Source organism: Schlesneria sphaerica (assembly GCF_044336245.1).
Taxonomy (GTDB): domain Bacteria; phylum Planctomycetota; class Planctomycetia; order Planctomycetales; family Planctomycetaceae; genus Schlesneria; species Schlesneria sphaerica.
The window spans coordinates 3,708,131-3,721,576 of the sequence record NZ_CP172346.1; the positions used below are offsets into that span (position 1 = coordinate 3,708,131).

The following is a 13,446-nucleotide window of genomic DNA, read 5'->3' on the forward strand; positions in this document are numbered from 1 at the left end:
TTCCTGTTCGTGCATTTTGGGCCGGGTTGATCGGCGACTGAACACCGCGACAACCTAGACCGAAGTGACCCAGCAACCCTCCGGGATGCTCGTCCCTCACGGTATGACTTCCCTTGGATCGAGATCGACTGCACCGCGGCAATTGTGTCCGTCGGGCCTTTGTGTAAAGGACAACTGCCGTGACCCGTTCCATCGATCGAGACAATCAACGATTCAAGGAAATTGTCCGCGGCAAAGTCCGCCAGGGCCTGAAGAAATACATCACGCATGGGGAAGTCCTCGGCCGCAAAGGACGGGAGACCGTCAGCATCCCCGTCCCCAACATCGAGATCCCTCACTTCCGTCACGGAAAGAAGGGCTCAGGCGGCGTGGGTCAGGGAGAGGGAGATCCGGGGCAGCCGATTGGCAAAGGGGAAGACGAAGGTGATGGCCAGGGGCAGGCAGGTGAAGATCCGGGGCAGCACATCCGCGAGGCAGAGCTGACCATCGAAGAACTGGCTCAGATGCTGGGAGACGAACTGCAACTGCCCGAGATCAAACCAAAGGGGCAGAGCACCATCAAGGCCGTCAAAACAAAGTACAACAGCATTCGTCAGACCGGTCCCGACTCGTTGCGGCATTTCAAACGGACGTATAAGCGCGCGTTGCGGCGGCTGATTTCCTCAAGCGAATACAACCCGAACCGCCCTGTCGTCGTTCCGACGCGCGAGGACGAACGGTTTCGGTCGTGGACCGAGGTCCCATTACCGCATGCCAATGCCGCAGTGATCTACATCATGGACGTCTCAGGCTCCATGACCGATGACCAGAAGGAAATTGTCCGCACGGAATCTTTCTGGATCGACACCTGGCTGAAGAGTCAGTACGACGGTTTGCAGCGACGCTATGTCGTTCATGATGCCGTTGCGCATGAAGTGGATGAAGAGACCTTCTACCGTGTTCGCGAAAGTGGCGGGACACGTATTTCATCTGCCTATGCCGAATCCAAAAAGATCATCGAGCGCGACTTTCCCCCGGCGGACTGGAACATCTACATCTTTCAGTTTTCCGACGGCGATAACTGGGGCGAAGACAACACCAGTTGCCTGAAGACGATTCAGGACGACTTCCTGCCGATTTGCAACCTCTTCTGTTACGGTCAGGTCGAAAGTCCCTACGGATCGGGAGACTACATACGCGAACTCCGCAAAGTAGCTGGCAAGTACGAGAACCTGATCCTCTCGAACATCAAAGACAAAGAAGCGATCTACGAATCGATCCGCACGTTCCTCGGCAAAGGGCGGTAGCGGGGTGCACCCGTGAGCAAATCACATCCCGGCTGTGCCCCGCCGCTCGACTTCGGCATCGCATGAGTTCCCAGCACAGGGTTGCCCTCGGAGTTCGACTTTGTCCTGACGGCGACATCGATCCATTGTTCTGCGGCAGAAGTTGCCGCTTTCTTCTCCAGACTTCTGTGAAGTGACTTCTTCGATTCTGCCGATAATACAGACGCGGCTCGCAATGAGCCGAAATTCGGAGCGGAATCAGCAACCTTTGATCATGATCGCCTCTCGCCTCAATTCTGAAGCGAGCGATCTCGTTTCCCAATTTGACCTGTCTTGTTGTCGCTGACATTCACCTGATCAAATCGCCGCTCACGGAAGAGAGCTATCGCCATGGATCTTGCCTTTTGGGGTTTTCGTCACTGGCCTTTTGACCGCACCTTCGCCGCAGATCGCTTCTACGCCAGCCAGCAGCATGATGAGGCCCTCGCGCGCATGCTGTTCCTTGTCGAAGAATCGCGTCGCTGCGGCATCGTGTCGGGGCCCGGCGGGACCGGCAAAAGCTTTCTGCTGAAGTTGCTTCAGAACCGGACAGAACGGCTGGGACGGATCACAATTCGGTGCGATGCCACTGGATTGGACGGCAATCAGTTGCTCGGACAGATCGCGCAGTCCTGCCAGACAGCGGTGGACATCGACGCTCCCCCGGCACGCATCTGGAACAGCTTGCGTGCCCGTTTTGCAGCGCTGGGATTGATCCGTCAGCCGATGGTGATCCTGATCGATCATTTCGATCTGGTCGAACCGAGTTGTCAGCAGGCCGTCTGGCGCCTGCATCAACTCGCCGACGCGGTCGGGCTTAAACTGACAATCTTGCTCGCCACGCGCGAACAGCAGATTACGGGCCCCCTGCAGGAACTGGTGGAACTGCGGATCGAAATCAATGCCTGGTCACCCGCTGACACCGCGCTGTTTATCAATCGAGCCGTGCACCACGCCGGCTGCGGACAAGCCCTGTTCAGCGAAGATGCTGTCAGGATGATCCATCATCTGACAAAAGGGGTCCCCTGGGCGATCTGTTGCCTCACCAGCCACTGCCTGCTTGCCGCTCGAAGTCAGGACCAGACTCACGTGACACACGAGTGCGTTGAAGCTGTGGTCGCCGAGCTTTGGCCTCAACAGATGTCTCCGACACAGCACAAGCCGGGTCTCCGTCGAGATCACCGCCATTCGATCCGCCATGCGACTTACGCGGCGCTGACCCGATAAGAACAGCTCTCGACTCCGAGACCTTTTTCTATCAAACAGAGAGCCGCAGCTCCGGTAACAGAGCTGCGGCTCTCTGTTTTTGTTCCGGTTTTTTGTCCCGGGGATCGTCTGTGTCTAACGGCCCACTCGCAGAGGCAGGGGGCGCTGGCAGACTTGGCCACTCCTGGGCACTTGCCTGGCACGACGGGCGCCTTGGAATCAGTCTTCGCGCCTCTGGAATTGGCTCACTTCCGGGTGCGAGCGTGTCGTCTGCCATTGCGACGGCCGAAGCAGTGGATAACACGACGCAGACATCGTTATCACCGGGCGATTCGGCAATCGGTCCTGCACGACGTCAACGGCCCGCGCAGGCCGGCCTCCCAGAATCGGCAGGGCGTGGGAAAGTGGATTCCTCAGAATCGAAGTATCCGATTCGCCGCCACCTTGAATGGGAAAACGGGGGTGTCAGCCTGCTGACACCCCGCTCAGTTTGAGAACGAACTCTCTGTCGCTCACCACGAATGGTCGTTTCGTCGCAGAGAGATTACGGAATCACGAAGTACAACCCGGTCACGACACCCGCCTCGACGAGAGCCGCTTCGGCGTTGAGGGGAATCTGATAGTGCAACTTGGGAGCACAATCACCGGGTCGGTACCACCCAACGGGGTACTCATGCTTGCATGGTGGAACGATGACCATCTGGTATGGCAGCAGTCCTAACTGCACTGCAGCCCGCCCGATTGATGCGAAGGGTTGGACGATTGGATGGTGCGAGTGACCGGTTCGTTCCAATGCAGGGTCTTCGAAATACAAGGGGTAGTGCCAGTAGTTTGAGGCTTCCCACGCGAGTGTAATCTGCGGAAATGCACGCTCTTCAACCGGTTTCGGAGTGAATGTGATGTTGAATTCTTTCGCCTGCTGCCGGGCGTACTTGCGAATATCGGCATCTTCATCACGGTCATAATGAGGATTGATCGAACCGATCAGCCGCTCAATCGGCGTCCGAGGCGAGCCCCCCCCATCCTTCGAAAGCGTGGAGGATTTGGGGCTCGGAGTCGATTCTGATCCCTCTTCGGAGGATCGCCCATCGATTTCCCGATCTTCTTCGACATCGACCACAGCGATCCGTACGGGCAAGGGAGAATCCGCGGCTGGGCTTGGAACCAGCTTGCTCCGTTCTTCCGGAAGGGCTGTATTCGACAGCTCGGGAAGTTCCATGACTTCTTCAATGACCTCTTGCGGGCGGCCTGGCTTCACCCAGTCCGAGTTATCCGACAGTGGGACGGCCGTCAAACGGGGGATCAACTGCCCTTCGGAAGTCAGCGGTGGGACTTCTTCAGTCGTGACCGAACGGGGTGTTTCGTTGGGCAACGGCGAAGGAATCCCCCCCGCAACACCCGGAGTATCCGCGGGGTAGGCCCGTTTGAGTCGCTGCCACCGCTCAGTCGCCGATCGCTGCTTCAAGTCTTCCAGCATGCGAGTCGACGGCCGGAGTTCATCCTCGGCGTTGATCACTTGCCCGGCAGAGGTCACAACCAACAGCCAGGACAGCAGCGTTAACTTGCCACGGGATTTGGCCGTCGTGTTCTCGGGTCGCGTCAATCTGCTATTTAACATAAAGAAGGTTCTCCCTCACTGTCCCGTCCTGAGTGGCCGAGTTCGGCAGAAATCGGTTGTGAGTGCCCGTGTCAGCCGAGGCGGCGGTACCGTCCGTGGTTCTACTTAGGAGATACATCGGCTGTTGAGCCTGGGTAAACCGCATCTAACGCAGATTGACATCGAGCAATGGCAAAATCTGCCGATGCACTGAAAACCCTGCTGAACAGTCTGTGAAAATTTTTCAGCAGAAGAACTGCCCAATCGCCGATTCCACACCCGCCATCGAAGAACTGTTAAAGATCGGCAACATCAGCGCCATCAACACAAACAGAATGACCCCCGCCATGACGACCAGCATCAGCGGCTCCAGCAGTCGAACCACCATGTCGAGCTGGCGGTTGGTCTGCCGCTCCATTTTTTCGGCGATCCCCACCAGCACTGACTCCAGATTGTTCGCTTCTTCCCCCACCGCGATCATCTCAAGCACGTCGGGTGGAAACTGACCACATTCCGCCAGAGGTTGTGCCAGAGAACGTCCCGAGGAAACGTGATCCGCCGCCTGAGCAATCGCAGTGCTGATCACGCGATTCCCGGTCGCGTCTTTAGCGATGTGCAGGGCGGTCAGGATCGGCACGCCATTCTTGAGCAGCGTCCCCAGCACGCGGCAGAACCGTGCCACCGCCAGACTGCGGATGACCCGCCCCACACCGACGGTCTTCAACCGGAACTCGTCCAATCGCAGTCTTCCGGCGTCATTCGAGAAGTACTGCCGAATAAAGTGAAACGCCACCGCAATCACTCCCAGCATGACCAGGATGTATTTCTGAAAGAACGAACTGGCCGCCAGCAACAGGATCGTGGCGGAGGGCAACGTCCCCTCGGTTCGCATGGTTTCAAACAGAGGTTCAAATTTGGGGACAAAGAAGATCAGCATGCCGACCAGGATCAATCCCCCGACCACCACCAGAAATGCCGGATAGGCCATTGCCCCGACCACACGACCTTTTAACTCTTCCTGATGCTCGGTGAAGTCGGCGATTCGCTGGAGCGACTCTTCCATGAAGCTCCCTTCCTCACCCGCGCGCACCATGCTGATCGTCAAATCATTGAAGACCGTGGGATGCTGTCGCATGGCTTCCGCCAGACGAGTCCCGTCAGCGACCTGGTCGCGCACTTCCTGCACCACCATCTTCAATGTCATATGACGGGTCTGCCGAACGAGCAAATCAAGCGATCGGAGCAATGGAACACCCGCTCGCAGCAGGTCGGCAAGTTGAGTGTAAAAGACGGTCAGAATGCGCGCGGGGACTCGCTTTCGCTTATTTGCCTGATGGGCCCGCGCCGCCTCGGCCAGAGTAATCGAAACCGGAAACAGATTCTTCGCCGCCAGCGATCCCAGCGCCTCGCGCTCAGATGCCGCAGAAAGTGTCCCGACGACCTGGGCCCCTGAAAGTTCACGGGCGATATAGCGAAATTCTGCCATGGAATGACGACTTCTTTAAAACGCGGTCGATTCTCGAGATCCCTGGCATCGACTGCCGAACGTCAATAGACCAACAGCCGAGTTGTCCCGCAAGATCGAAATGCGGCGGCAACGGCGAGTCGCCACGAGAATTCGATCCCCTTCATCTGCGATTCAGTTTGGAACCGCAATCCAGCGTCAAAACACCTCCTGCAAGACGATGAGTCGTCCACACCGGGAGCCATTCTGGCCCGTGTTTCTTTAACCGCCTGGGTAGCACTCACGACAAGGCCTTCTCGAATTCGGTTGCGGGTTCGATCGCTGCTGTTCCGGCGGCTGACACGCCTTCCCGTGAGATCTTGGTGAGCAGGATCTCCTGCGATGCAGGACTGCTCAGGCCCTCAGAGCCGGGCGAGAAGCGCCGTCCCAGAGAGATCCAAGAAGCTACGGAAACTGGGCGTGGATCACACCCTGGTGAAGAGCAATCGAGGCTCCGTCACTCACGCTCTTGGAGTTTGCGGGATCCACTGGAACCACCCGCATTTTGGCCCCTGAAGGCGCGGTACGAAAGTACTGGCCTACGAGTTTCCCCGTCTTCCCCTCAGCAGTCCCATAAGGACAGGGGGCATCGCCCAGACAGCGGGCTATCGTGTGAAGGAGAGCCCGCTGCTTGAGCGTCAGTCGATTCTTACAGGTCTTTCCCGTGTGTAGCGAGGTATTCAGCGACTCCGCTGGTGGAAGCCTTCATACCGGGTTTCCCCTTGCTCCAGCCCGCCGGGCAGACTTCGCCATGCTGTTCGGTGAACTGCAGCGCGTCGATCATGCGCAGCATCTCATCGACGTTTCGTCCGAGCGGCAGATCGTTCACGACCTGGTGACGGACGACACCCTGCTGGTCGATCAGGAACGAGCCGCGGAAGGCAACACCGGCATCGCTGAACTCGACATCATATGCACGGCAGATTTCGTGCTTGATGTCAGCGATCAGCGGATACTGAACCTGACCAATACCACCGTCATTGACGGGGGTGTTCTTCCACGCGAGGTGTGTGAACTGAGAATCGATCGACACACCGATGACTTCGACACCACGCTGCTTGAACTCGTTGAGTCGGTGATCAAACGCGATCAGTTCCGAAGGGCAGACGAAGGTGAAATCGAGCGGGTAGAAGAAAATGACCGCGTACTTTCCCTTGATCTCTTTGGACAGGGAGTAGTCGCGGATTTCGTTGTTACCCATCACTGCGGTGGCAGTGAAATCTGGAGCTGGCTTACCGACGAGAACGGCCACAAGAAATTCCTTTAAAGCGGGGTTAATAACAAGCGCGCAACCACCAAAAGCAGTCAGCACGCAGTAAAAGCAGGACATGGGAGCGTAGCGACCTGACCAGTTCCCGGCAAATCACCACAACGTTCCTGCACTGATTCCGTTTGAGTCATGGACAGCGCGAAGATTCGGCTTTCCGCAGAACCAGCTACCCCATTCCGATCAAACCGCCCCCTAAAGGACACGGACCTACGGGGTGGGATACCAGAAAACAGGGACGAAGCACCGACGGGACATCGACTTTGCTGGACGCAACCCGCGAAAGCAGTAGGAGTGACGGTCCTGTCCTCGCCAACAGACGCATCCGGCCGCGAGGAAACCCCACGCGACTCAAAGGCTCTCCACTCGCAAAATTGCGGCTACCCCCCTTTAGACGGATCCCAGATTGAGCCAGTTGACGATCCCACCGAATCGTCAACTTTCGAGCAAGCACGTAACTCAAGGATTGCTGGAAGAACGGCCCTTCGCGCGGGAGCCACTGATTGGCTTTTTCGAGTTCGAATTCGTTTTGCCGCTGCCGACTTTTCCCACCAGCTGAGCGAGCGCTCGATCGACCACTTCGGGATCGGGAGCCCCATTGAACTGATACCGGATAATTCCCTGATGATCGATCAAAATAATCATGGGAAAACCCGAGAGTTGCCATTCAGTGGCGATGGGGCCGTCTTCACCATCCGCCCAGCATTTCCAAGTGACTTTCTTCTCTTCGATCAACTTCTGCAGTACACCGTCCCGGTCGCAGTTGACGCCGAGCAGAATATACGGCCTGTCTCGCTGCTTCTCGACCATGATCCGTTCCAGAGGGTACATCTTGGTGCAATGAGGACACCAGTCTGCGAAGAAGTCGAGCATCACGACCTTGCCCCGGTAGTCACTCAGTTTGAACTCGTTCCCCTCGGCATCCCTCCCGATGATTTCCGGGGCTTCAGCGCCGATCGACAGATGCAATTCTGCGAACAGCATTCGTTGAGCGTCTTCAACGATCGGAACGTCACGAATCATGACCTCGCTGAATTCATTCACGATTCGCTCCAGCAATCGAACTCCTTCTTTCTTAGGAGCACTCTTGTCAGAGGCAATCAGAGATTTCGCGAGGAACAGGCAGGCGATTCCTTGAACGTCTTTGTCCGTACTTCGGTTGATCACTTCAGAAAGAAATGCTTTCGTCGAGGCCAGCTCAAACGTCCCTGCCAGTACCACCGCCGTGACAATCGACTTTTCATCGAGGTGATCTCGCAGGAGTTGCGTCGTCACCTGCTGCATGGGCGACGTGGCCGTGGACTCAGGGAAGTATTGCCGCAGCATTGCCAGCGACAGCACGAGAGCTTGATAAGCGGCAGGTGTTTTCGGGTTTTCACTGGCAATCTTGATAAGTCTCGGAACATCTCGGCGCGCCGGGTTATTCGAGGTGATAATCTTCTGCACCTCTTCCGCGGTCTGAGCCGTCTTCAGTCGAACCTCAAACTCTTCGAAGCTGCGCTGATATTCATCTTGGATGACTTTGACTTTGGGATCGAGATCTCCCAAGCTGAAAACAGTGTCATCAGCTCGACCCTGCCGATTTACTTCCGCAAGACTCAGAACAGAATCTTTGACCTGCGAAGTCAGTTCGATCAGGTGCTGAATCGCCAGCGCGAATCCGAAATCAACGTCCCTCGTGATCCACGAATTAATGCCAATGACTTTGCCCGAACGAGAAAGCAAGGGGCCGCCACTGTTTCCCGAGAAGATTGTCGCACTGGTCTGAATCCAAATCTGGTCGTCAGGACACTCCATCTGACGACGTAGATCTGCGGGCAGATCTGACGTCTTGTGAATGGCACTGACAATCCCTTCTGTTGCAGTGAACCGAAGACCTCTGGGATGTCCCATTGCTACGACTGACGCCCCCTGCTGAACATCCAGGCTCGGAGCTAATTCCAGAGGAACCGCGTCGGGGGGGACTGATTCCAGTTGAACAATGGCGATATCCCGCTTTGAATCGAAAGCGCGATACCCCGAGACAGGTACCCGCACACCATCGCGGAACTCGGCTTCGGCTGTCGCCCCTTCTTTCATGACGTGAAAGTTGGTCGCGACCAAGCCGTCCCGACTAATCAGAAATCCGCTTCCCAGTCCGAGATTCTGACCATTATTATCTTTGATACGCAGCAGGACCAAACCCCGCCCGGCACGATCCGTTAGAACGCTCAGATCGAGATTTCCGGCTGGCGCCACTCCGTGGGCCTGTGGTGAAGTGACGACCGCATTGATGGCTTCCGGGGACGCTCCCCCACTGAGGGGAGGTGCCGTACCCGCGACCGCGTGCTGAACTCCCGTGGGCGCGGATCCAACGCCAGGTCCTGATGAATGGGTACCACCCGGAACGAGTTGGGGCTGGTTCATTGCCCCAGTAGTCGTTGCGGCGCCCAGCGGCCCCGAATTGGTTGTCATTTGAGCAGCACCTGCCGGTGCTGCCCCCACGCCGGCGGGAACAGGTGGCACAATGGCAGTTACCTGACCAGGATTCACAGTTCCCGCGTCCCCTCCGCGACGGGTCGTCCAGTAAATACCACCCACAATCAGGAGTCCTGCAATCGCTGCCGCACCGACGATTGCTGGCAGATGATTGCTGGATTGCTTGTTCGGTTTCTTTCCCCGCCGCGCCGACTTCGACGGAAGTCGATTTGCGCTGCGTGTGGACTTGCGACGTGGCTGTTCTTCGAAATCACTCAACTCCTGATCATCGAGTGCGAAATCCTCACCCTCTGCAAACTCAGGCTGCGGAACCTTCACCGTGGCACCACAACGGGGGCATTTGACGGACCGGCCGTAGTGCTTTTCTCCGACTCGCAGGGACGTATCACATTCAGTACAGCGAATTTTTGTCGTCATAACAGATGGTTCGTAGGGAAAAGGTGGCCGCCAGTGTGCACGCTTTGGCCCGCTATTAATCTCGAATTGCGGGAAATTCAGCCCCGACGACTGATTTATTTTGCAACACAAGAACTTAACAAATATCCCGCTGAGGCACCCACGTCAAGCCTCGGCTTCGAGCCCCTCCCAGGCGCTAAACCGACCGCCAAGGATAGATTTCGGGATGGAGTGAGCGACTTCCTTCGCCTGAAAATTCTTGGACAAGAGAGTTCAGACCGGCAGAAAACCAAAAAATCAGGGACAATGCAGAGGAGACATGGCGATGACGAATCGCGTCCACTAGATTCAAGGTTGCGACAGTGGTAGCCCACCGCATCGATGACTGTTTGAACTGACGATTCGTTTTCGACCCAAGGACCATAGAGTGTCTGCGATCTCGCACCAGACGATTTTGTTTCTCTGCACAGGGAATTATTACCGCAGCCGGTTTGCCGAGATTTACTTCAACTGGCATGCGGCTCAGAACAATCTGGCCTGGCGTGCGGAGTCTCGCGGACTTGCCCTCGATTCCGCCAACCTGGGTCACATGTCGCGATACACCATCGGACATCTTGGCCGTCTCGAAATTCCTTTTACTCAGTATGAGAGGCTCCCCCAGGACCTGACAGTCCAGGACCTCGAGGCCGCTCATCACGTCGTCGCAGTGAAAGAGACAGAGCACCGTCCCCTCATGACAGCCCGCTTCCCCGACTGGTTGCACAAAGTCGAATTCTGGCAAGTCCACGACATCGACTGCGCGTCACCCGAAGAAGCGCTCCCTCACCTTGAGAAGGAAGTGACCAGGCTCCTCGGCCGCCTCTCGGCAGCTAATCAATAAGGCTTCAGGCTCTCGTGGGGTTGTCAAACGAAACATTCCGATCAACAGACCCGACGATTCGGGTCCCTCAACTGAACGACATGTCGCTCTTGAGCAGCGGCTTTACAGATTGACTGACATGAGGACCTGCTGATCTAGCGGCTGCGCCAGAGGATGTCGTCGGAGATGGCGAGTTTTCTTTGGGTTTCGGCGATGTCGTCGCGGAAGCGTCTGGCGTCGAGAGGGTAGCCCTGGGTTGGCTTCAGGCCGGTCTGGTGGTTTGACCAGAAGGAATTGAAGCGGGCCATCGCCAGTTCGCGGACGTACTTGGCGGTCATTGAGGCCAGGGCCACCGGTCCGTGTTCCTCAGCGCGGGGCTGGAATCGAAGCAGTGATTTTCCCACTCGGTAATCACTCCGCTCTTCCCCCTCGGCCAGTCGGAAGATCATGTCTCCATCCAGCACTTCGGACAGTAACTGGTCGTAACGATTCCGACCCCCGTGCTTGTCGCCGACAATGAAGGTCTCGGTCTCGTCCGGACTCCAGACTGAGCGTAACAACTGAAATGCAACGCGTGAGACGACCAGCGATTTGTTGTCGTATAGCCGCAGCAGCCGGTTAAAGTCGTGCGCTTCAACGATGGCCACCTTGATGGCAACCAGGCGAACTCCCTTGCGCTCACAGCAGGTCCGCCATTTGCCGCTCACATCCAGATCGTGCTGCTCAAACGGGAGTTGCTGGGGCAGATGACAGTACCACGGGACGGTTGAAGAGGCGGGAGGAATAAGAGGGCAGGGGGTGCTGAGCGCCTCGCACAGAGCTTCGAAGGAATCCGGTTCATGACCGATCATCTTCAGGGCGGCCAATACCCCGCGCTCCAGCGCCGCAAATCCTCGCTTCGGCTGAAACACTTGTTTCGAATCGGCGACGTGCAGCCGTGCATCTCCCGCTTCGGGAGTGTTCGTCAGAACCGTCTTGAACGTCTTCCAGAAATCAAATTCCGTGGGCGAGCCAGGAACGTCCCAGACGGTCACCGCGACGACGAAAGGCCCCAGGTTAGGACCGAGCCCCGCCTCGTCCATGCCAATCAGGCGAGCCATGGGTTCATCCTTGAGACAGCTTCGAAAAAAACAACCACTTGATACGAACTCTCAACGGGGCCAAATCGCAGATCCGCATCTTGCCCAAGCCACGTCACCCAAAGCCACGGCACCGGGGACCATGCGGAACTCTGTTCCGACGTTTCCTCGTCCCGTGACGCTGCGGCCAGTAACTCTTTGGGACGAGGAAACTCATTTGGGGCATTGACCGGACGCGCACCGACAATCCCGAAGACACACAGGAGAAACGCGGGATGACATGAAAAGGTCTCAGCCGATTCCCACTTTCCTGCGCCAATGCTGTGTGTCTGTGTTTAGCATCTTACCTGCGGACCCTTCAACTCTGCAGTCCATCCAAGCGCCTCATCAAGGAACCCATCAAGGAAGAGGCACAAATTTGACACAGACGGGGATGCCGACTTCGATGGCTGCCCCGGTGGGGGACAGCTTCCCCGTCGCGGCATCAATTTTCAGGACGGTGACATTGTTGGTGTCCTGATTTGCGGCCAGCACGTAGCTTCCCGTGGGATCGATGTTGAAATTGCGCGGCGTCTTGCCGCCGGTGGATTGATGCCCCAGAGCCGTCAGTCGGCCGGTCGCGGGATCGCACTGATAGATCGCCAGGCTGTTGTGACCGCGGTTGGAAACATACACGAATTTTCCGGACGGATGAACGACCGTCTCGGCGGTCGAGTTTCCCGGGGTTGGTTCCGGAATCGTGGACAGGGTGTGAATCTCTTTCAGCGATCCTTTGGCGGGATCGTAGGCAAACGACGTGATGGTCGAAGTCATTTCATTGTTCACGAAGGCATACTTGCCGCTGGGATGAAAGGCAAAGTGACGAGGCCCGCTTCCGGGTGCGACCACACCGGCGGGAGGATCGTTTGCCGTCAGCAGCCCTTTGCTGCCGTCAAAGCGGTAGACCAGGACCTTATCCAGGCCCAGGTCCGCCGCGAACGCGAATTTGTTCGCAGGATCGAGATTGATCGAATGAGCGTGAGGACCTTCCTGCCGCTGCTTGTCTACGCTGGAACCCTGATGCTGAATCGTGGAGGACGCGGGTGAAAGCCTTCCATCAGCCAGAATCGGCAGGACGGAAACACTCCCTCCGCCATAGTTGGCGACGAGGACGTTCGTCCCCTGGGCGTCGGTCACCAGATGACACGGCCCCCCACCTCCCGAGGATTGCTGGTTCAGCAGTTTCAAACGTCCGGTGGCGGAATCGATCTCAAACGCACTGACACCACCCTGTTTCTTGCCCTCGAAGTCGGCGATCTCGCTGACGGCGTACAAGTATTTGCGACTGGGGTGAATGGCCAGAAACGACGCGTTCTTCACTTCTGCGGCCAGTTCGGGTGCGGACAGCTTTCCCGTCGCGGCATCGAAGGTACTGACATAAATCCCCTTGCTGAGTTCACCCGAATACGTGCCGAAGTAAACACGAAATTTCTCGGGATCGGCAGAATTGGCCACTGAGGTCATACCCAGAACTGTTGTCATGACGATCAGCCACTTTGAAATTAGACAATTCATGAGACACTTACCTGATAAGGAATCGGTTCCTGGGAAAGAGACGGGGCCAGAGAGAGTTTGAGGTGATGAAGTTTCTGCCAAGCGGACGATTCTCCCTTGGAGGAGAGGGAGGCATTTACTGCTGTTCCTGCACGTCGAAAGGGCCTGCCGCAGACAATTCAGACAATAGAACGCGCGGGGCCAAGCGCCAAGCAATCGGACC

The 13,446-nt window shown here is 56.9% G+C and carries 9 protein-coding genes; 3 read left to right on the top strand and 6 right to left on the bottom strand.

Features of this window, described 5'->3' with window-relative positions:
• Positions 1-179: 179 nt before the first annotated feature.
• Positions 180-1,286: a DUF444 family protein gene (locus ACGY09_RS13480; protein WP_373649731.1), complete on the top strand. Its 1,107-nt coding sequence runs from the start codon at positions 180-182 to the stop codon at positions 1,284-1,286.
• A gap of 369 nt (positions 1,287-1,655) precedes the next feature.
• Positions 1,656-2,531 carry an AAA family ATPase gene (locus tag ACGY09_RS13485; RefSeq protein ID WP_397568125.1) on the top strand — a complete coding sequence of 292 codons (876 nt, stop codon included), beginning with the start codon at positions 1,656-1,658 and terminating at the stop codon, positions 2,529-2,531.
• Between the two features lie 523 nt (positions 2,532-3,054).
• Here the strand turns inward: ACGY09_RS13485 and ACGY09_RS13490 are convergent.
• The 4 genes from ACGY09_RS13490 to ACGY09_RS13505 all read right to left on the bottom strand — a co-directional run bounded on the left by ACGY09_RS13490 (position 3,055) and on the right by ACGY09_RS13505 (position 9,773).
• Positions 3,055-4,128, bottom strand: a complete 1,074-nt coding sequence (locus tag ACGY09_RS13490; RefSeq protein ID WP_397568126.1) for a hypothetical protein — start codon at positions 4,126-4,128, stop codon at positions 3,055-3,057.
• A gap of 223 nt (positions 4,129-4,351) precedes the next feature.
• Entirely contained in the window at positions 4,352-5,593 is a 1,242-nt protein-coding gene (locus tag ACGY09_RS13495) for a type II secretion system F family protein (RefSeq protein WP_397568127.1), read from the bottom strand.
• Between the two features lie 667 nt (positions 5,594-6,260).
• Positions 6,261-6,863, bottom strand: a complete 603-nt coding sequence (locus ACGY09_RS13500) for a peroxiredoxin (RefSeq protein WP_397568128.1) — start codon at positions 6,861-6,863, stop codon at positions 6,261-6,263.
• Between the two features lie 474 nt (positions 6,864-7,337).
• Positions 7,338-9,773 carry a trypsin-like peptidase domain-containing protein gene (locus ACGY09_RS13505; RefSeq protein ID WP_397568129.1) on the bottom strand — a complete coding sequence of 812 codons (2,436 nt, stop codon included), beginning with the start codon at positions 9,771-9,773 and terminating at the stop codon, positions 7,338-7,340.
• A 406-nt stretch (positions 9,774-10,179) separates the two neighbouring features.
• On the opposite strand from ACGY09_RS13505, the gene ACGY09_RS13510 reads away from it, so the two are divergent.
• Entirely contained in the window at positions 10,180-10,632 is a 453-nt protein-coding gene (locus ACGY09_RS13510) for a low molecular weight phosphatase family protein (RefSeq protein ID WP_397568130.1), read from the top strand.
• A gap of 134 nt (positions 10,633-10,766) precedes the next feature.
• Here ACGY09_RS13510 and ACGY09_RS13515 read toward each other — a convergent pair whose 3' ends face one another.
• Complete coding sequence (locus tag ACGY09_RS13515; RefSeq protein WP_397568131.1) at positions 10,767-11,711, bottom strand: hypothetical protein; 945 nt, start codon at positions 11,709-11,711, stop codon at positions 10,767-10,769.
• 378 nt (positions 11,712-12,089) lie between these two features.
• Positions 12,090-13,244 carry a lactonase family protein gene (locus ACGY09_RS13520; protein ID WP_397568132.1) on the bottom strand — a complete coding sequence of 385 codons (1,155 nt, stop codon included), beginning with the start codon at positions 13,242-13,244 and terminating at the stop codon, positions 12,090-12,092.
• Positions 13,245-13,446 lie beyond the last annotated feature (202 nt).